The organism is Streptomyces sp. NBC_00028, assembly GCF_045041065.1.
Taxonomy (GTDB): domain Bacteria; phylum Actinomycetota; class Actinomycetes; order Streptomycetales; family Streptomycetaceae; genus Streptomyces.
Map to the genome: position 1 here is coordinate 5,037,904 of NZ_CP108293.1, position 17,841 is coordinate 5,055,744.

Here is a 17,841-nt window from a genome sequence, read left to right on the forward strand (position 1 = left end):
GTTACTCTAACTCTGACTGGCCGTTCCTGCCCATGGTTCCGACCATGGTTGTGCCCAGGTCATGAGCTCGACGAAGAGTTCTCCAGACGAGGAGTTGGTCCCGCATGGCCGCCGAACTGACCGCCCACGAGCTGATCGCCCAGCACCGGCCCACCCTCGACCAGGCGCTGGAAGCGATCCGCACGCGCGCGTACTGGTCCCCGCACCCGGAGCACCCCAAGGCCTACGGCGAGAACGGCAGCCTGGACGCGGCGGCGGGCAAGGCGGCCTTCGACGCGCTCCTCGGCACCCGCCTGGACCTCGGCCAGCCCGGCACGGACGGCTGGGTGGGCGGCGAGGTCTCCCCGTACGGCCCACAGCTGGACGTCGAGTACCCGCACGCGGACGTGGACGTGCTGCTGCCCGCCATGAAGGCGGGCCAGAAGGCCTGGCGGGAAGCCGGTGCGGAGATCCGCGCGGTGGTCTGTCTGGAGATCCTCAAGCGCATCAGCGACCGGACGCACGAGTTCGCGCACGCGGTCATGCACACCTCCGGCCAGGCCTTCATGATGGCGTTCCAGGCGGGCGGCCCGCACGCGCAGGACCGCGGCCTGGAGGCGGTGGCGTACGCGTACGTGGAGCAGGTCCGCACCCCCGACACCGCGGAGTGGAGCAAGCCCCAGGGCAAGCGCGACCCGCTCGCGCTGACCAAGCAGTTCACGCCGGTCGCGCGCGGGATCGCCCTGATGATCGGCTGCAACACCTTCCCGACGTGGAACGGCTACCCGGGCCTGTTCGCGTCCCTGGCCACCGGCAACGCGGTCCTGGTCAAGCCCCACCCGCGCGCGGTGCTGCCGCTCGCGCTCACGGTCCAGGTCGCGCGCGAGGTGCTGGCCGGCGCCGGCTTCGACCCGAACCTGGTGGCGCTGGCCGCCGAGCGGCCGGGTGAGGGCATCGCCAAGACCCTCGCCACGCGCCCGGAGATCCGGATCATCGACTACACCGGCTCGACGTCGTTCGGCGACTGGCTGGAGTCCAACGCCCGCCAGGCGCAGGTCTACACGGAGAAGGCCGGCGTCAACACGGTGCTCGTGGACTCCACGGCGAACTACAAGGGCATGCTCTCCAACCTGGCCTTCTCGCTGTCCCTCTACAGCGGCCAGATGTGCACCACCCCGCAGAACTTCCTGATCCCGCGCGACGGCATCCGCACCGACGAGGGCCCCAAGACCTTCGACGAGGTCGCCGCCGACCTGGCCCGCTCGGTCGACGGCCTGCTCGGCGACGACGCGCGCGCCAACGCCCTGCTCGGCGCGATCGTCAACCCGGACGTCAAGGCCCGCCTGGAGGCCGCGGCCGGGCTCGGCGAAGTCGCCCTCGCCTCCCGGGAGATCGCCAACCCGGAGTTCCCGGACGCGGTCGTGCGCACGCCGGTCATCGTCAAGCTGGACGGCGCCAAGCCGGACGACGAGGCCGCCTACATGAGCGAGTGCTTCGGCCCGGTCTCCTTCGCCGTCGCGGTCGACTCGGCGGCGGACGCGGTGGAGCTGCTGCGGCGCACGATCCGGGAGAAGGGCGCGATGACGGTCGGGGCGTACACGACCGACGACGAGGTCGAGCAGGCGGTCCAGGAGGTCTGCTTCGAGGAGGCCGCGCAGCTGTCCCTGAACCTCACGGGCGGGGTGTACGTCAACCAGACGGCCGCGTTCTCCGACTTCCACGGCTCGGGCGGCAACCCTGCGGCCAACGCGGCCCTCACGGACGGCGCGTTCGTCGCCAACCGCTTCCGGGTCGTGGAGGTACGCCGGGAGGCCTAGATCCCGCGCTGGAAGTCCGCCGTGAGGCTCCAGTGGTACAGCGTCATCCCCACGCTCGTCGCGAGGTTGTAGCTGGAGACCTGGGGCCTCATGGGCAGGGCCACCAGATGGTCGGTGCGCGCGCGCAGCTCGGCGGAGAGCCCGCTGCGCTCCGAGCCGAACGCGAGGACGGCGTCGTCCGGAAGCTTCACGCCCCGGATGTCGTCGCCCTCCGGATCGAGGGCGAAGAGCGGGCCCGGGGGCAGCTCCTCGACCGCCACCCGCTCCACCGCCGTCGCGAAGTGCAGCCCCGCGCCCCCGCGCACGACCGTCGGATGCCAGGGGTCGAGCGTGCCCGTGGTGACCACACCGGTCGCCCCGAATCCCGCCGCGAGCCGGATCACGGCTCCCGCGTTGCCGAGGTTGCGCGGGTTGTCGAGAACCACCACGGGCGCGGGGCGGGGAACGCGCGCCAGCGCCGCCAGGTTCGCCGCGCGGGACGGCCGTACCGCCAGGGCGGCCACGCCGGTCGGATGCGGGCGCGGCACGAGCCTCTCGTACGTCCCCTGCGCCACCTCCGTCAGCAGCGCCTCCAGCGTCTCGCGCACGTCGGCGGCCAGGTCGGCGGCGAGGGCGAGCGTGGCCGCACGGTCGGTGGTGACCGCCACCGGCACCTCGGCCCCGAAGCGCACCGCGTGCTTGAGGGCGTGGAAGCCGTCGAGCAGGACGGCGGAGTCGGCGAGCCGGTGCCAGACGGCCACAGGGCCTGCGGGGTCGGCGGGGTCGGTCATGCCGTGAAGCCTACGTGCGTCTCCTCGGCGCTCTCGGGGGCGCGGGGCTGCGGCAGCGTCGTACGGCCCCGCCCGGCCTGGACGCGCTTACGCGCGCGTGCCGCCCAGCCGCCCAGCCGGCGCAGGAACGGCGTCGGCAGGAACACCGCGTCGGCGGCGATCATCGCGAGCGAGAAGAACGGCAGCCCGAGGACGACGGCGATCACCGCGTGCTCGGTCATCATGGCCGCCAGCAGGACGTTCTTGACCCGCCGGTTGAACAGCGTGAACGGGAAGGCGACCTGCACGGCGACGGTGCCGTACGTGATGAGCAGCACCATCGTGGAGCTGGCGGCCAGCGCGTCGGCGAGGCCGGGCCAGGGGGAGAAGTAGTCCAGGTGCAGCGGGTAGTAGACGGCGGTGCCGTCCTGCCAGCGGGAGCCCTGGATCTTGTACCAGCCCGCGGTGGCGTAGATCAGACAGGCCTCGGCCATGATCACGAGCAGGGCGCCGTTGTGCACGAGGTTGCTGACGACCTCCAGCAGGATGCGCGGCTGCTCGGTCCGCGCCAGCCGGCCGACCGCCCACCACACGCCCAGCGACAGCCAGAGCGCCCACAGCAGCGAGGGGACGAACGGGTCGCCCTCGAAGAGCCTGCCCGCGCCCGTCGCCGCGATCAGCACCAGCCCGAGCACCACCCACAGGACGGGCCCGACCCGGTCCGGGACGTGCTCGCCACGCGTGCGTGCCCGGCGCTCGTCCAGCGACCACACCTGGCCGCAGCGGGTGAACACCAGGTAGAGGCACATCAGGTGCAGGACGTTGTCGCCGCCGTCGCCCATGAAGATGCTGCGGTTCTGCAGCGAGAGCACGCCGACCATGAAGAGCACGGACATCGTGCGGGTGCGCCAGCCCACCAGCAGCAGGGCGCTGGAGAGCACGGCGAGGGCGTAGACGAGCTCGAACCAGACCTGCCCGTCGGACCACATCAGCGCGGTGAACGCGCCGTTGCCCGCGATCAGCTGCTCGGCGAGGTCCCAGCTCCAGGGGCCGTCGGGGCCGTACAGCTCACCGCGGTGCGGCAGCTCGCGCAGCAGGAAGAGCAGCCAGGTGGCGCTGAAGCCGATGCGGACCACGGCGGCCTGGTACGGGCCGAGGGCCGACTCGGTGACCCGGGCGATGGCCCGGGAGAGTGCCAGGGAGAGCCGGTTCACCGCTCGCCTCCCACCTGGTCGGCCCGCGTGACCGACCACCAGGGCAGTTCGCGGTGGGCGGGCTTGTCGGAGACCTGTTCCTGGCTCCACTCGGGGGGTCGCACGTTCGTGGACACGGACCGGACCTGCACCCGCTCGACGCTTTCGCCGGGCCCCGCCGCGTCGTCCCGGTCGAGGCGCATGACCACGATCCGGCGCAGATACGTCTCCGACAGCGCGCCGCGCAGCCCCACGGGCCGGTTGTCGGCGCCGTGGGTGGCGGAGAAGAAGTCCCAGGCCCGGCGCAGCTCGTTCTGCTGGGTGTGGCTGGGCAGCGGATTGCCGTCGATGGCCCGGCCGTCCTCGGCGGACAGGTCGTACCAGCCGGTGGTCCGGACGGTGCCGTCCGCGGCCAGGATCTGGGCGCGCACCTGGACGGCGATGTTCTGCTGGAGCGGGTTCGGCGCGAACAGCTTCCAGTTCTGCTCGAACTCCGGGTAGATCCAGTCGTCGATCGCCCTGCCGTGCTGCTTGGTGACCGCGTTCGCGGGCGCGACGTGCAGGAACGTCATCCCGAGGTGCACGCAGACGGTGATCGCCACGATCGCCAGGGCCAGCGCGGCCCCGATCTGGTAGCGGAGGGACAGCGCGGCGACGCCGGTCCGGGGGTCGGCCGGCGCGGGCGGGGGGTGCGGCAGCAGCAAGGGGACCGGTTCGGCGGGAGGCACGGGGGCACGCGGCTCGTCGGCCCCCTGCCGGGCCTCCGAGCCTGTGTCGAACGCGTCCATTCCGCCCCGTTTCCCGATGTCCGGTCCCTGCCCCGGCCGCCCGCGCTCGCCGCGCAGCACGGCACTCGCAGGCGAACGGTACTCAGGCCCGCCCGTCGGGCACAGCCCATCGGCCGACCCGTGTCGCTCGGCCCCTGTCGTCCACAGGGACCCCGGCAGGTTATCCACAGCGGTTGACACCTTACGGCGCCCGGCACACCATGGATGCGACGAACCGAACGATCGGTCGGGAGCAGGTTCCGGGCAGCGACCGGGGTCGAGGGGGCCACATGGCAACAGCAGCACAGGCGTACGACAGGACGGACGCCGCCGGTCAGGACGGATACGAGCGCGCCTTCGACGCCGCCGTGGCCGCCGACGAGCGCATCGAGCCGCGCGACTGGATGCCGGACGCCTACCGCGCGACGCTGGTCCGCCAGATCGCCCAGCACGCCCACTCCGAGATCATCGGCATGCAGCCGGAGGCCAACTGGATCACCCGCGCGCCGAGCCTGCGCCGCAAGGCCATCCTGATGGCCAAGGTCCAGGACGAGGCCGGGCACGGCCTGTACCTCTACAGCGCCGCCGAGACCCTCGGCACCGGCCGTGACGAGCTGCTCGACAAGCTCCACTCCGGCCGCCAGAAGTACTCCTCGATCTTCAACTACCCCACCCTGACCTGGGCGGACGTCGGCGCGATCGGCTGGCTCGTGGACGGCGCCGCGATCACCAACCAGGTCCCCCTGTGCCGCTGCTCCTACGGCCCCTACGCGCGCGCGATGGTCCGTATCTGCAAGGAGGAGTCCTTCCACCAGCGCCAGGGCTACGAGCTGCTGCTGGCTCTCAGCAAGGGCACCCCCGAGCAGCACGCGATGGCGCAGGACGCGGTGGACCGCTGGTGGTGGCCGTCGCTGATGATGTTCGGCCCGCCCGACGACGAGTCGGCGCACTCCGCGCAGTCGATGGCCTGGAAGATCAAGCGGCACTCCAACGACGAACTGCGCCAGCGCTTCGTCGACATCTGCGTCCCGCAGGCCGAGTCGCTCGGCCTGACCCTCCCCGACCCGGACCTGAAGTGGAACGAGGAACGGGGACAGCACGACTTCGGCCCGATCGACTGGACCGAGTTCAAGAACGTCCTCAAGGGCAACGGCCCCTGCAACGAACAACGGATCACCCAGCGCAGGCAGGCCCACGAAGAGGGCGCCTGGGTACGGGAGGCGGCAGCGGCCTACGCCGCCAAGCACGGCACCGGGACGGGAGAGCAGCAGGCATGACGAACACCGACTGGCCCCTGTGGGAGGTCTTCGTGCGCTCGCGCCGCGGCCTCTCGCACACCCACGCCGGCAGCCTGCACGCCCCGGACGCGGAACTCGCCCTGCGCAACGCCCGCGACCTGTACACCCGGCGCGGCGAGGGCGTCTCGATCTGGGTCGTCCCGTCGACCGCGATCACCGCGTCCTCCCCGGACGAGAAGGACCCCTTCTTCGAGCCGGCCGCCGACAAGCCGTACCGCCATCCCACGTTCTACGAGATCCCGGACGGGGTGAAGCACCTGTGACCGCCGATGTGACCCTCGACGCGACCACGCACGCCGCCGCCCTGGCCCTCGGTGACGACGCGCTGATCCTCTCCCACCGCCTCGGCGAATGGGCCGGCCACGCGCCCGTGCTGGAGGAGGAGGTCGCCCTCGCCAACATCGCCCTGGACCTGCTCGGCCAGGCCCGCGTGCTGCTGTCGATGGCCGGCGACGAGGACGAACTGGCGTATCTGCGCGAGGAGCGTGCCTTCCGCAACCTCCAGCTGGTGGAGCAGCCGAACGGCGACTTCGCCCACACCATCGCCCGCCAGCTGTACTTCTCCACCTACCAGCACCTGCTGTACGCCGAACTGGCCGCTGGAGAGGGCCCGTTCGCACCGCTCGCGGCGAAGGCCGTCAAGGAGGTCGCCTACCACCGCGACCACGCCGAGCAGTGGACCCTGCGGCTCGGCGACGGCACCGAGGAGAGCCGGGAGCGCATGCGGCGGGCGTGCGACGCGCTGTGGCGGTTCACCGGCGAGATGTTCCGGCCCCTGGAAGGCCTCGACGTCGACGGGACGGCCCTCGACGCGGCGTGGACCGCCTCCGTCACGGCCGTCCTCGGCCGCGCCGGTCTGACGGTCCCCGACGGACCGCGCACGGGCGCGTGGACGGCCGGAGCGGGCCGGCAGGGCCTGCACACCGAGTCCTTCGGGCGGATGCTCGCCGAGATGCAGCATCTGCACCGCAGCCACCCGGGGGCGTCATGGTGACCGCGACCCCGCTGGAGGCGGAACTTTTGGAGATCGCCGGCGCGGTCCCCGACCCCGAACTGCCGGTGCTCACCCTCCAGGAACTCGGCGTCGTCCGCGCGGTGCACGCCCGCGGCACCGACTCCGTCGAGGTCGAACTCACCCCCACCTACACCGGCTGCCCGGCCATCGAGGCCATGTCCCTCGACATAGAGCGCGCCCTGCACGCCCACGGCATCCAGGACGTCACCGTCCGCACGGTGCTCGCGCCCGCCTGGTCGACGGACGACATCACCCCCGAAGGCCGCCGCAAACTCCAGGAGTTCGGCATAGCGCCCCCGCGCGTGCAGCGGGCCCCGGGCCCGGTGCCCCTGTCCCTGGGCACCACCCGCACCCTCACCGCGCCGCCCGTCAACTGCCCGCACTGCGGCTCGGCCGACACCGAACTGCTCAGCCGCTTCTCCTCCACCGCGTGCAAGGCGCTGCGCCGCTGCCTCGCCTGCCGTGAACCGTTCGACCACTTCAAGGAGTTGTGATGGCCCGCTTCCACGCGCTCCCGGTGGCGGCGGTCGACCGGCTCACCGACGACTCCGTGGCCCTCACCTTCACCGTGCCGCCGGAACTCGCCGAGGAGTACCGCCACGCCGCGGGCCAGCACCTCGCCCTGCGGCGCCGGGCCGACGGCACGGAGATCCGCCGCACCTACTCGATCTGCTCCCCGGCCCCGGCCGACGAGGCTCCCCGTCAACTCCGGGTCGGCGTGCGGCTGGTGGAGGGCGGCGCGTTCTCGACGTACGCGCTCAAGGAGATCAACGTCGGCGACGAGGTGGAGGTGATGACCCCGGCGGGCCGCTTCACGCTCGCCCCCGCGCCCGGCCTGTACGCCGCGGTCGTCGGCGGCAGCGGCATCACCCCGGTGCTGTCGATCGTCGCGACGCTGCTGGCGCGCGAGCCGAAGGCCCGGTTCTGTCTGATCCGCAGCGATCGCACGGCCGCCTCGACAATGTTCCTGGACGAGGTCGCCGACCTGAAGGACCGCTACCCCGAGCGGCTCCAGTTGGTGACGGTGCTGTCCCGGGAGGAGCAGCAGGCCGGCCTGCCATCCGGGCGGCTCGACCGGGAGCGGCTGACCGGACTGCTGCCCGCGCTGCTGCCGGTGGCCGATGTGGCCGGCTGGTTCCTGTGCGGGCCGTTCGGTCTGGTGCAGGGCGCGGAGCGGGCCCTCAAGGAGCTCGGTGTCCCGCGCGCCCGCATCCACGAGGAGATCTTCCACGTCGACGCGGGCGCCCCCGCCGCGCCGACGACTCCCGCGCCCGCGCACAGCACGGTCACCGCCCGCCTCGACGGCCGCGGCGGCACCTGGCCCGTCCAGGACGGCGAGTCCCTCCTGGAGACGGTCCTGCGCAACCGCCCCGACGCCCCCTACGCCTGCAAGGGCGGGGTGTGCGGCACCTGCCGGGCCTTCCTCGTCGCCGGTGAGGTCCGTATGGACCGCAACTTCGCGCTGGAGCCGGAGGAGACGGAGGCCGGCTATGTGCTGGCCTGCCAGTCCCACCCGGCGACGGAGAAGGTGGAGCTGGACTTCGACCGGTAACCGTAAGGCCGGTAACCGTAAGGGCGGCGCCGCCCCGTTCCCTTCTTCTAGAACCTGTTCTATCTTGACGCACCGTCAGACCAGTGGCCGTCGGGAGGACAGGACCGTGGACTTCACCTTCACCGAGGAGCAGCAGGCGGCGGCCGAGGCGGCACGCGGGGTGTTCGCCGGGGTCGCGCCGGACGCGGTCCCCAGCCCCGCGCTCGCCGTGGGCGCCGTCGCCGACACCTTCGACCGCGCGCTGTGGAAGAAGCTCGCGGACGCGGACCTGCTCAGCCTGCTGCCGGACGCCGAGCACGGTGGGGCGGGCCTGGACGCCGTCGCCCTGTGCCTGGTGCTGAGCGAGTCGGCGAGGGTGCTGGCCCGGGTGCCGCTGCTGGAGAGCAGCGCCGCCATGGCCGCCGTACAGGCGTACGGCAGCGAGGAGTTGAAGTCCGCCCTGCTGGAGCGGGCGGGCCGCGGTGAAGTGGTCCTCACGGTCGCCGCGAGCGGCCGCACCGGCCACGACCCGGCCGAACTCGCCGTGACCGCACGGCAGGAGGGCGCCGAGTGGATCCTCGACGGACTCCAGACGGCGGTGCCATGGGCGTACGACGCCGACCTTGTCGCCATACCCGCCCACACCGCGTCCGGTCACACGGTGCTCGCACTGGTGGAGCCGGGGGGTGAGGGGGTGGCCCTCGCCGAGCAGTTCTCCACGACGGGGGAGCGGCTGGGCGAACTGCGCCTGGACTCGGCGCGGATCCCGGCGCGGGACGTCCTCGACGCGGACGGCGCGTGGGAGTCGCTACGCCGGCTGCTGACCGTCGGCACGTGTGCGCTGGCGCTCGGGCTCGGTCGCCAGGTGCTGCGAATGACCAGCGCATACACGGGCAAGCGGGAGCAGTTCGGGTTCCCGGTCGCCACGTTCCAGGCGGTCGCCGTGCAGGCCGCCGACCGCTACATCGACCTGAAGGCCATGGAGGCCGCCCTGTGGCAGGCCGCCTGGCGGCTGGGCTCCGGCACGCACGGGACGCTGCCCGTCTCCGCCGAGGTGGCCGTCGCCAAGATCTGGGCCGCTGACGGCGTACGACGGGTCGTGCAGACGGCACAGCATCTGCACGGCGGCTTCGGCGCCGACGTCGACTACCCGCTGCACCGCTACCACGCCTGGGCCAAGCATCTGGAGCTGTCCCTCGGCTCGGCCGCGGCCCACGAGGACACCCTCGGTGACCTGCTGGCGGCCCACCCGCTGGGCTGACGCGCCCTCGGGGCCCGGGTCGGTTACAGGACGAAGGCGGGCGAGCCGTTGTCCGTCACCATCGGCCGGCCCGCGCCTTCCCAGGCCAGCATGCCGCCGTCGATGTTCACCGCGTCGATGCCCTGCTGCACCAGATACTGCGTGACCTGCGCGGAACGGCCGCCGACGCGGCACATCACATAGGCGCGCCGCCCCTCGGCCACCGCCTCGGTGACCTCGCCGAAGCGGGCCACGAAGCCGCTCATGGGTACGTGCAGTGCGCCCTCGACATGCCCGGCGGCCCATTCGTCGGCCTCACGGACGTCCAGGACGAGAGCGTCGGCCGGCACACCGGCGACGTCGACCGAGGGCAAAGCAGCTCCGAAACTCATGAGCCCGAGGCTACCTGAGCGCTCCCGTCCCCCAGCCGCCCCGCCGGCTACTGCCCCCGCAGCTCCACCAGCTCCCGCTCCCGGTCGGCGACCTGCGTCAACAGCTGCTCGGCGATCTCCTCCAGGAGGCGGTCGGGGTCGTCCGGGGCGAGACGCAGCATCGCGCCGATCGCGCTCTCCTCCAGTTCCCTGGCGACGACGGTCAGCAGCTCCTTGCGCTGCGCGAGCCATTCGAGGCGGGCGTAGAGCTCCTCGCTCTCCGACGGCTGCTGCTCCGGCGGCTTGGGGCCGGCCGCCCACTCCTCGGCGAGCTCGCGCAGCAGCGGCTCGTCGCCTCGCCCGTAGGCGGCGTTGACGCGGGTGATGAACTCCTCGCGCCGGGCCCGCTCGGTCTCGTCCTGGGCCAGGTCGGGGTGGGCCTTGCGGGCCAGCTCGCGGTAGAGCTTGCGGGCCTCGTCGCTGGGGCGCACCCGCTGCGGGGGCCGCACCTGCTGGTCCGTGAGCATCGCCGCGGCCTCCGGGAACAGCCCGTCGCCGTCCATCCAGCCGTGGAACAGCTCCTCAACGGCCGGCATCGGCATCACCCGCGCCCGGGCCTCGTCCGCCTTGCGCCGGTCCTCGGGGTCACCGCTGCGGGCGGCCCTGATCTCGGCGATCTCCGCGTCCAGCTCATCGAGCCGGGTGTACATCGGCCCGAGCTTCTGGTGGTGCAGCCGGGAGAAGTTCTCGACCTCGATCCGGAAGGTCTCCACCGCGATCTCGAACTCGATCAGCGCCTGCTCGGCGGCCCGCACGGCCCGCTCCAGCCGCTCCTCGGGCCGCGCCGCACCATCCTCGGGCACCGCCCGCGTCCCGCCGGCGACACCACCCTGCTCAGCTTCCGGGGTCGTCACCCGACCAGCGTAGGCCACGCCCACAGCGACACCCCCGCCACGGTGTACGTCAGCCCCTGCACGCGTCCGGACAGTCCGCCGGCACCCACCGCGCCACCAGATCCCGGCACACGACGACCAGCGTCCCCGGCCGGCACGCCATCTCGTGCGTGCAGCCGTTCTCGTGCGGCAGCACCTCGTCGAGGATCACGTCGCCCAGCGCGGCCACGTCACAGACGTCCAGGACGTCCACCTGGAACCGCGAGACGCCCACGTACCGCACGAGCAGGTCCTCGTCGTGTTTCCAGCAGTTGTGCCGGAAGCGGATCTCGATCTCCTCGTCCCCGACGCGCCGCACCCGCTGCGGCTCGAGGTCCTTCACGCACCGCTTGCCGGTGAAGTCGTAGTGCCCCGGGTCGGTGGCGAAGGCGCGGGCTCCCGGCGGCAGGTCATCCGCCAGCTCGGGCAGCCGCGCGAGGTAGGGCCGCGGATCGATGATGCCGGTGACGTCCCCGTCCCGCCCGTCGAGATCGACGTACTTCATCACCGGCCCCCGAAGCCCCTCAGACCCCCATCTCCGCGGCGATCCGCCCCGACCGCACCGCCGCCACCAGCTCCGCGTGGTCCGCCTCCGTGCGGTCGGCGTAGGTGACGGCGAAGGTCGCCATCGCCTCGTCCAGTTCCTCGTTCTTGCCGCAGTACCCGGCGACGAGGCGCGGGTCGGCGCTGTGGGAGTGGGCGCGGGCCAGGAGGGCGCCGGTCATCCGCCCGTAGTCGTCTATCTGGTCGGCGGCGAGCGCGGCGGGGTCGACGCTGCCCTTGCGGTTGCGGAACTGCCGTACCTGGAAGGGATGGCCCCCGACCGTCGTCCAGCCCAGCAGGATGTCGCTGACGACCTGCATGCGCCTCTGCCCGAGCACCACCCGGCGGCCCTCGTGCCCCTCGGCGGGCGTCTCGAAGCCGGCGGTCACCAGGTGCGGCAGCAGCGCCGAGGGGCGGGCCTCCTTCACCTGGAGGACCAGCGGTTCGCCGCGGTGGTCGAGGAGCAGGACGACGTAGGAGCGGGTGCCCACACTGCCCGTGCCGACGACGCGGAACGCCACGTCGTGCACCGCGTGCCGGGCGAGCAGTGGCAGGCGGTCCTCGGAGAGCGTGTCCAGGTACTCCTCCAGGGCGCCGGCGACAGCCGCGGCCTCCGCGTCCGGCACCCGCCGCAGCACCGGCGCGGCGTCCACGAAGCGGCGCCCGCCGTCCTCGGTCGGCTCGGTCGACTTCGCCGCGAACCGCCCGCTGGTGTTGGCCCGCGCTTTCTCCGAGACCCGTTCCAGCGTGCCGACCAGGTCGTGGGCGTCGCTGTGGGAGACCAGCTCCTCGTCCGCGATGGCGTTCCACGCGTCCAGCGCCGGGAGCTTGGCCAGCAGCCGCATGGTGCGGCGGTAGGAGCCCACCGCGCCGTGCGCCGCCTGACGGCAGGTGTCCTCGTCGGCGCCCGCCTCCCGGCCCGCGAGCACCAGCGAGGCGGCGAGCCGCTTGAGGTCCCACTCCCAGGGGCCCGGCACCGTCTCGTCGAAGTCGTTGAGGTCGATGACGAGGTCGCCGCGCGCGTCCCCGTACAGACCGAAGTTGGCCGCGTGGGCGTCGCCGCAGATCTGGGCGACGATCCGGGTCATGGGGGTGCGTGCCAGGTCGTACGCCATGAGACCGGCCGAGCCGCGCAGGAAGGCGAAGGGCGTGGCCGCCATCCGTCCGACCCGTATCGGGGTGAGTTCGGGCAGGCGTCCGCGGCTGGACTCCTCGACCGCGCTCACCGCGTCGGGACGCGAGCCGTCCAGGTCGAGCGCGGCGTGCGCGCCGCGCGGGATCCTCGCCCGCAGCGACTTGCCCTCGTCCTTGGGCGACCCCTGCGCGGGCCAGGCGGCGAAGCCTCGCGCGAGAGGCAGCCTGCGCCCCGTCTCCGAGGAAACCTCCACAGCAGCTTCCGTACCGACCTCGGTCACACCGACCGCCTCCCCCGAACACGCACGCGCCCGAACATCAACTCGTGCAGACCGTACAGCCGGTGGCCGAAACGCGTCAGACCCTGTGGACAAGTCCACAGCTGTGGAAAATCCACCCGGCTTCGACTGCCGCTCAGCAACGGCCCCCTGGCTCCCACTCCGGCAGATGGCGCTTCGCCCACCGCCGCAGCTCCGCGAACGCCGGCTCCAGCGCCGCCCCCGCCTCCGTCAGCCGGTACGACACCCGCAGCGGCGGCCCCTCGTCGACCTCGCGCACGACGAGCCCCGCGGCGGCGAGCTCGGTGAGGCGGTCGGACAGCATCCGTTCGCTGATGCCGGGGATCGCCCGGCGCAGATCGACGAAGTACGCCGGCCCCGGGGTGAGGACGGCCACGATCGGCCCGGTCCAGCGCTTTCCCAGGAGTTGGAAGACGCGGGTGATCCCGTCGTCGACCTTCCTGCACGCCTCGGTGCCGTGACTCTCCTCGACCGTCATGCCCTTCAGGTTACTGCGCCCCCGTACAGGGATGAAAAAAAGTAAGCTCCTGTGTTATTACTAGTCGAGTACGAAATATTAGCCACGCACTACCGCTCAGGAGCTCCCCATGGCCACGCTGCTGCACATCGACTCCTCCGTGTTCCCGCACGGCGCCTCCGCCTCCCGCACCGTCACGGACGCCTTCCGCCGAACCTGGGAGGAGCAGCACCCGCAGGGCACGGTCATCTACCGCGACCTCTCCGCGGACCCCGTGCCGCACATCACCGCCGACGCCCACAGCGCCGGCTTCTCCGATCCGGCGTCGCACACCCCCGAGCAGGCCGCCGCCTTCGCCGCGCGCGTGCGGCTGATCGAGGAGCTGGAGGGGGCGGACGCGGTGCTGATAGGCGCCCCGATGTACAACTTCGCGATCCCCTCGACCCTGAAGGCCTGGCTGGACAACGTGATGCTGGCGGGCCGCACGTTCATGGCGGAGGACTCGAAGATCAAGGGCACCCCCGTCACCGTCGTGGCCAGCCGCGGCGGCTCCTACGCGCCCGGCACCCCGCGCGAGGACTACGAGTACGTGCAGAACTACCTTCAGGCGGTGCTCGCCGACTCCCTCGCCCTGGACCTCGACTTCATCGTCCCGGAGCTGACCATGGCTCCGCAGAACCCGGCGATGACCGAACTGGTCCCCCTCTACGAGACCTCCCGCGAGCGCGCCCTCCAGGACGCCGAGACCAAGGCGAAGGCCGTCGCCGAACGCCTGGCCGCCTAGGTTCACATCGTGTGATTGTCCTCACCACGAGGCGCACGTCGGGGACAACGAGAAAGCCCCCAGGTCCGAGACCTGGGGGCTTTCATCTGGTGCGCGAGGGGGGAGTTGAACCCCCACGCCCTTGCGGGCACTGGAACCTGAATCCAGCGCGTCTGCCTATTCCGCCACCCGCGCATTGGGTGTGTCCTCGGGCCCTGCTCCCTTTCGGGCCTGGCGCCTTCCGACACCCAGAACATTAGCACGCTGGCAGAGGTGGATTCACATCCCTTTCCCCAGGGCAGCAGCCGACCAGGAGCTTCACCGAACGGCACCGAACCCCCGCCCCTCCGGCTACGTATCAACGTCGACCGGTTCACGTATCAACCTCGTACCGGTCCCGTCCGTCTCCCCAGGAGCCGGTCGGGGTCCACAGTCAGGTGCGGGACACTGGTCCACGGCCGCCTCTACGATCCTTGACAAGGAGGAGTCGGCCGCGGGAGTTCGAAGAGGAGCTCCACAGGGAACTTCGGAGGCGTCGACACCCGTCGACGGTGCCGACAGGGGGAACCAGCCGATTCACCGGCGCGTGGATACGATCAGTAAGCAGTACCAGGTGCAGTACCAGGTAAGGCAGTACCCGCTCTGCGGGGTGCAGGACGGCAGCAACTACGGAGGAGGTGCCCCATGGGAGTCCTGAAGAAGTTCGAGCAGCGTCTCGAAGGTCTGGTCAACGGCACCTTCGCCAAAGTGTTCAAGTCCGAGGTCCAGCCCGTGGAGATCGCCGGCGCGCTCCAGCGCGAGTGCGACAACAACGCCACGATCTGGAACCGCGACCGCACCGTCGTACCCAACGACTTCATCGTCGAGCTGAGCACACCGGACTTCGAGCGGCTCAGCCCCTACTCCGGCCAGCTCGGCGACGAGCTCGCCGGCATGGTGCGCGACTACGCCAAGCAGCAGCGCTACACCTTCATGGGCCCGATCAAGGTCCACCTGGAGAAGGCCGACGACCTCGACACCGGCCTGTACCGCGTGCGCAGCCGAACGCTCGCCTCCTCCACCGACCAGCAGGCCCCCGGAACACCGGGAGCGCCCGCCGCACCGGCCGCCCGGCCCGCGGCGCCGAGCGGCTACGGCTACCCGCAGTCCGCCGCGCCCGCGAGCGCCCCGCCCATGCCGGCCGCACCGCCCCCCGGCGGACGCCCCGGAGGCTACGGCTACCCGCAGCCCGCCCAGGCCGCGCGCTCCGGCGGACCCGTCGGCGCTCCGGCGCCCGGCAGCCGTACCCGCCACTGGATCGAGATCAACGGCGCCCGCCACCAGATCTCCCGCGCCACCCTCGTGCTGGGCCGCAGCACCGAGGCCGACGTGCGGATCGACGACCCCGGCGTCTCCCGCCGGCACTGCGAGATCCGAACCGGAACGCCCTCGACCGTCCAGGATCTCGGATCCACCAACGGCATCGTGGTGGACGGACAGCACACCACCCGCGCTACGCTCCGCGACGGCTCGCGGATCGTCGTGGGCAGCACCACCGTTATCTATAGGCAAGCCGAAGGGTGAAGCGGGGGCAATGTCAGAGCTGACCCTCACGGTCATGCGGCTGGGTTTCCTGGCCGTACTGTGGCTGTTCGTGATCGTGGCCGTGCAGGTCATCCGCAGCGACCTGTTCGGTACGCGCGTCACCCAGCGCGGCTCCCGGCGCGAGGCCAACCGGCCCCAGCAGGCCCAGCGGCAGCAGGCGCCGCCGCCGCAGCGCCAGCAGAGCGCCGGCGGCCGACGGGGCCGTAACGCCCCCACCAAGCTGGTCGTGTCCGAGGGCATCCTCACCGGCACCACCGTCGCGCTCCAGGGCCAGACCATCACGCTCGGCCGGGCGCACGACAGCACCATCGTGCTGGACGACGACTACGCCTCCAGCCGTCACGCGCGGATCTACCCGGACCGGGACGGCCAGTGGATCGTCGAGGACCTCGGCTCCACCAACGGCACATACCTGGACCGGAGCCGGCTGACGACCCCCACACCGATTCCGCTGGGCGCGCCGATCCGCATCGGCAAGACCGTCATCGAGCTGCGGAAGTAGTGCTACATCATGAATAGGCGCGAGCGGAGCGAGCACGCAGCGGCCCCCACCCCGGGCCCCGGCGCGCTCCCGACCGGAGGGTGGGCACCGTGCGGATGTATCCGGAGCCGACGGGCGAGGTGCGCATGAGTCTGTCACTGCGCTTCGCCGCCGGATCGCACAAAGGCATGATCCGGGAGGGCAACGAGGACTCCGGATACGCCGGACCCCGACTGCTCGCCATCGCCGACGGCATGGGCGGCGCCGCCGCCGGTGAGGTCGCCTCCTCCGAGGCCATCTCCACCATCGTCGCCCTCGACGACGACGTCCCCGGCTCCGACGTCCTCACCTCCCTCGGCATCGCCGTGCAGCGCGCCAACGACCAGCTGCGCTCCATGGTGGAAGAGGACCCGCAGCTGGAGGGCATGGGTACGACGCTCACGGCCCTCCTCTGGACGGGCCAGCGCCTCGGACTCGTCCACGTCGGAGACTCCCGCGCCTACCTGCTGCGCGACGGCGTCCTCACCCAGATCACCCAGGACCACACCTGGGTGCAGCGCCTGGTCGACGAGGGCCGCATCACCGAGGAAGAGGCCACCACCCACCCCCAGCGCTCCCTCCTCATGCGGGCACTGGGCAGCGGCGAGCACGTCGAGCCCGACCTCTCCATCCGCGAGGTCCGCGCCGGCGACCGCTACCTCATCTGCTCCGACGGCCTCTCCGGCGTCGTCTCCCACCAGACGCTGGAAGACACCCTCGCCAGCTACCAGGGCCCGCAGGAGACCGTGCAGGAGCTGATCCAGCTCGCCCTGCGCGGCGGCGGCCCCGACAACATCACCGTCATCGTCGCCGACGTCCTCGACCTCGACACCGGCGACACCCTCGCCGGCCAGCTCTCCGACACCCCCGTCGTGGTCGGCGCCGTCGCCGAGAACCAGCTCCAGCTGCACGACAACGGCATCATGCAGACCCCCGCCGGACGCGCCTCCGGGCTCGGCCGCCAGGTGCCGGGACAAGGCGGCGGAGGCGGCGAGTTCGGCCCGCCCGGCTCCGGCGACGTGACCGGTTTCATCTCCACCGACGGCTTCGGCGGCTACTCCGACGACGACTTCGTCAAGCCCCGCAAGGGCCGCAAGTGGCTGAAGAGATCCCTCTACATCGCACTCGCCCTCGGCGTCATCGGCGGCGGCCTCTACGGCGGCTACCGCTGGACCCAGACCCAGTACTACGTGGCCGCCAACGGCGACCACGTCGCTCTCTACCGCGGCATCAGCCAGGATCTCGCCTGGGTCTCGTTGTCGAAGGTGGAGAAGGACTACCCGAAGATCGAACTCAAGTACCTGCAGCCGTACCAGCAGGAGCTCGTCGAGAACACCATCGCGGAGGGCGGTCTGAAGACCGCTCAGAAGAAAATCGACGAACTCTCCGTGCAGGCCTCCGCGTGCCGCAAGGTGGCCGAGGCGCAGGCGACCGAGAGCGAGAAGAACTCCAAGACCGGTGAGGGCGAGGCCGGCGGGACCACGGGAACCACCCGCTCCTCCCTGACGTCCAAGGCGTCGCCCAGTCCGACCACCTCGACCTCACCGTCCCCGAACGCGTCCGCAACCCCGACCGCGCCCACTCCCACCCCCGGCCCCACGCTCTCCGACGAGGAGAAGCAGGTCGCGGGCAAGTGCGGTACGTGAGAG

19 protein-coding genes and 1 tRNA gene are annotated in these 17,841 nt (G+C 71.8%); 11 read left to right on the top strand and 9 right to left on the bottom strand.

Annotated features, from left to right (window positions below; translation table 11 throughout):
* The first annotated feature begins 104 nt into the window (after positions 1-104).
* On the top strand, positions 105-1,796 hold the full coding sequence (gene paaN, locus OG885_RS22610; protein ID WP_405734432.1) for a phenylacetic acid degradation protein PaaN: 1,692 nt from the start codon (positions 105-107) through the stop codon (positions 1,794-1,796).
* On the opposite strand, the gene OG885_RS22615 is transcribed toward paaN, so the two are convergent.
* The 3 genes from OG885_RS22615 to OG885_RS22625 are packed head-to-tail and all read right to left on the bottom strand — an operon-like array spanning position 1,793 to position 4,526.
* Positions 1,793-2,566 carry a TrmH family RNA methyltransferase gene (locus OG885_RS22615; RefSeq protein ID WP_405734434.1) on the bottom strand — a complete coding sequence of 258 codons (774 nt, stop codon included), beginning with the start codon at positions 2,564-2,566 and terminating at the stop codon, positions 1,793-1,795. The genes paaN and OG885_RS22615 overlap by 4 nt on opposite strands.
* Complete coding sequence (locus OG885_RS22620) at positions 2,563-3,759, bottom strand: HTTM domain-containing protein (RefSeq protein WP_405734436.1); 1,197 nt, start codon at positions 3,757-3,759, stop codon at positions 2,563-2,565. Before OG885_RS22620 ends, OG885_RS22615 begins: the two co-directional genes overlap by 4 nt.
* Positions 3,756-4,526, bottom strand: a complete 771-nt coding sequence (locus tag OG885_RS22625) for a DUF5819 family protein (RefSeq protein ID WP_405734438.1) — start codon at positions 4,524-4,526, stop codon at positions 3,756-3,758. Before OG885_RS22625 ends, OG885_RS22620 begins: the two co-directional genes overlap by 4 nt.
* 269 nt (positions 4,527-4,795) lie before the next feature.
* Here OG885_RS22625 and paaA point away from each other — a divergent pair, with 269 nt between their 5' ends.
* The 6 genes from paaA to OG885_RS22655 all read left to right on the top strand — a co-directional run bounded on the left by paaA (position 4,796) and on the right by OG885_RS22655 (position 9,610).
* Entirely contained in the window at positions 4,796-5,782 is a 987-nt protein-coding gene (gene paaA / locus OG885_RS22630) for a 1,2-phenylacetyl-CoA epoxidase subunit PaaA (protein ID WP_405734440.1), read from the top strand.
* A complete protein-coding gene (gene paaB, locus OG885_RS22635; RefSeq protein WP_329337005.1) occupies positions 5,779-6,066 on the top strand; it encodes a 1,2-phenylacetyl-CoA epoxidase subunit PaaB in 288 nt (95 codons plus the stop codon). Before paaA ends, paaB begins: the two co-directional genes overlap by 4 nt.
* A complete protein-coding gene (gene paaC, locus OG885_RS22640; protein WP_405734443.1) occupies positions 6,063-6,797 on the top strand; it encodes a 1,2-phenylacetyl-CoA epoxidase subunit PaaC in 735 nt (244 codons plus the stop codon). Before paaB ends, paaC begins: the two co-directional genes overlap by 4 nt.
* Complete coding sequence (paaD, locus tag OG885_RS22645; RefSeq protein WP_405734445.1) at positions 6,791-7,312, top strand: 1,2-phenylacetyl-CoA epoxidase subunit PaaD; 522 nt, start codon at positions 6,791-6,793, stop codon at positions 7,310-7,312. Before paaC ends, paaD begins: the two co-directional genes overlap by 7 nt.
* Positions 7,312-8,370, top strand: a complete 1,059-nt coding sequence (locus OG885_RS22650; RefSeq protein WP_405734447.1) for a 2Fe-2S iron-sulfur cluster-binding protein — start codon at positions 7,312-7,314, stop codon at positions 8,368-8,370. Before paaD ends, OG885_RS22650 begins: the two co-directional genes overlap by 1 nt.
* Before the next feature lie 106 nt (positions 8,371-8,476).
* Entirely contained in the window at positions 8,477-9,610 is a 1,134-nt protein-coding gene (locus OG885_RS22655; RefSeq protein ID WP_405734449.1) for an acyl-CoA dehydrogenase family protein, read from the top strand.
* Positions 9,611-9,633: 23 nt separating this feature from the next.
* Here OG885_RS22655 and OG885_RS22660 read toward each other — a convergent pair whose 3' ends face one another.
* The 5 genes from OG885_RS22660 to OG885_RS22680 all read right to left on the bottom strand — a co-directional run bounded on the left by OG885_RS22660 (position 9,634) and on the right by OG885_RS22680 (position 13,346).
* A complete protein-coding gene (locus tag OG885_RS22660; protein ID WP_405734451.1) occupies positions 9,634-9,981 on the bottom strand; it encodes a rhodanese-like domain-containing protein in 348 nt (115 codons plus the stop codon).
* Between the two features lie 47 nt (positions 9,982-10,028).
* Positions 10,029-10,874 (bottom strand): J domain-containing protein, encoded by an 846-nt coding sequence (locus OG885_RS22665; RefSeq protein ID WP_399953196.1) that lies wholly within the window; start codon positions 10,872-10,874, stop codon positions 10,029-10,031.
* A gap of 49 nt (positions 10,875-10,923) precedes the next feature.
* Complete coding sequence (locus OG885_RS22670) at positions 10,924-11,397, bottom strand: hypothetical protein (protein WP_405734454.1); 474 nt, start codon at positions 11,395-11,397, stop codon at positions 10,924-10,926.
* Between the two features lie 19 nt (positions 11,398-11,416).
* A complete protein-coding gene (locus OG885_RS22675) occupies positions 11,417-12,823 on the bottom strand; it encodes a DUF2252 domain-containing protein (protein WP_405734456.1) in 1,407 nt (468 codons plus the stop codon).
* A gap of 160 nt (positions 12,824-12,983) precedes the next feature.
* Positions 12,984-13,346 carry a winged helix-turn-helix transcriptional regulator gene (locus OG885_RS22680; protein ID WP_405734458.1) on the bottom strand — a complete coding sequence of 121 codons (363 nt, stop codon included), beginning with the start codon at positions 13,344-13,346 and terminating at the stop codon, positions 12,984-12,986.
* A 109-nt stretch (positions 13,347-13,455) separates the two neighbouring features.
* On the opposite strand from OG885_RS22680, the gene OG885_RS22685 reads away from it, so the two are divergent.
* Positions 13,456-14,109, top strand: a complete 654-nt coding sequence (locus tag OG885_RS22685) for an FMN-dependent NADH-azoreductase (protein WP_405734460.1) — start codon at positions 13,456-13,458, stop codon at positions 14,107-14,109.
* Positions 14,110-14,196: 87 nt separating this feature from the next.
* Here the strand turns inward: OG885_RS22685 and OG885_RS22690 are convergent.
* Positions 14,197-14,283, bottom strand: a tRNA-Leu gene (locus OG885_RS22690).
* Between the two features lie 489 nt (positions 14,284-14,772).
* On the opposite strand from OG885_RS22690, the gene OG885_RS22695 reads away from it, so the two are divergent.
* The 3 genes from OG885_RS22695 to OG885_RS22705 all read left to right on the top strand — a co-directional run bounded on the left by OG885_RS22695 (position 14,773) and on the right by OG885_RS22705 (position 17,838).
* Positions 14,773-15,651 carry an FhaA domain-containing protein gene (locus OG885_RS22695; protein WP_405734462.1) on the top strand — a complete coding sequence of 293 codons (879 nt, stop codon included), beginning with the start codon at positions 14,773-14,775 and terminating at the stop codon, positions 15,649-15,651.
* 10 nt (positions 15,652-15,661) lie between these two features.
* The gene (locus OG885_RS22700) at positions 15,662-16,174 is read left to right on the top strand and encodes an FHA domain-containing protein (protein ID WP_405734464.1); all 513 of its coding nucleotides are present in this window, start codon (positions 15,662-15,664) and stop codon (positions 16,172-16,174) included.
* A 95-nt stretch (positions 16,175-16,269) separates the two neighbouring features.
* A complete protein-coding gene (locus tag OG885_RS22705; RefSeq protein ID WP_405742822.1) occupies positions 16,270-17,838 on the top strand; it encodes a Stp1/IreP family PP2C-type Ser/Thr phosphatase in 1,569 nt (522 codons plus the stop codon).
* The last annotated feature ends 3 nt before the right edge of the window (positions 17,839-17,841 follow it).

Coding starts and splice junctions, on each gene's coding strand:
- paaD (WP_405734445.1), top strand. CDS start 6,791: ATGGTGACCGCGACCCCGCTGGAGGCGGAACTTTTGGAGATCGCCGGC.
- OG885_RS22625 (WP_405734438.1), bottom strand. CDS start 4,526: ATGGACGCGTTCGACACAGGCTCGGAGGCCCGGCAGGGGGCCGACGAG.
- OG885_RS22685 (WP_405734460.1), top strand. CDS start 13,456: ATGGCCACGCTGCTGCACATCGACTCCTCCGTGTTCCCGCACGGCGCC.
- OG885_RS22615 (WP_405734434.1), bottom strand. CDS start 2,566: ATGACCGACCCCGCCGACCCCGCAGGCCCTGTGGCCGTCTGGCACCGG.
- paaB (WP_329337005.1), top strand. CDS start 5,779: ATGACGAACACCGACTGGCCCCTGTGGGAGGTCTTCGTGCGCTCGCGC.
- OG885_RS22670 (WP_405734454.1), bottom strand. CDS start 11,397: ATGAAGTACGTCGATCTCGACGGGCGGGACGGGGACGTCACCGGCATC.
- paaA (WP_405734440.1), top strand. CDS start 4,796: ATGGCAACAGCAGCACAGGCGTACGACAGGACGGACGCCGCCGGTCAG.
- paaN (WP_405734432.1), top strand. CDS start 105: ATGGCCGCCGAACTGACCGCCCACGAGCTGATCGCCCAGCACCGGCCC.
- OG885_RS22700 (WP_405734464.1), top strand. CDS start 15,662: ATGTCAGAGCTGACCCTCACGGTCATGCGGCTGGGTTTCCTGGCCGTA.
- OG885_RS22695 (WP_405734462.1), top strand. CDS start 14,773: ATGGGAGTCCTGAAGAAGTTCGAGCAGCGTCTCGAAGGTCTGGTCAAC.
- OG885_RS22650 (WP_405734447.1), top strand. CDS start 7,312: ATGGCCCGCTTCCACGCGCTCCCGGTGGCGGCGGTCGACCGGCTCACC.
- OG885_RS22680 (WP_405734458.1), bottom strand. CDS start 13,346: ATGACGGTCGAGGAGAGTCACGGCACCGAGGCGTGCAGGAAGGTCGAC.
- OG885_RS22705 (WP_405742822.1), top strand. CDS start 16,270: ATGTATCCGGAGCCGACGGGCGAGGTGCGCATGAGTCTGTCACTGCGC.
- OG885_RS22660 (WP_405734451.1), bottom strand. CDS start 9,981: ATGAGTTTCGGAGCTGCTTTGCCCTCGGTCGACGTCGCCGGTGTGCCG.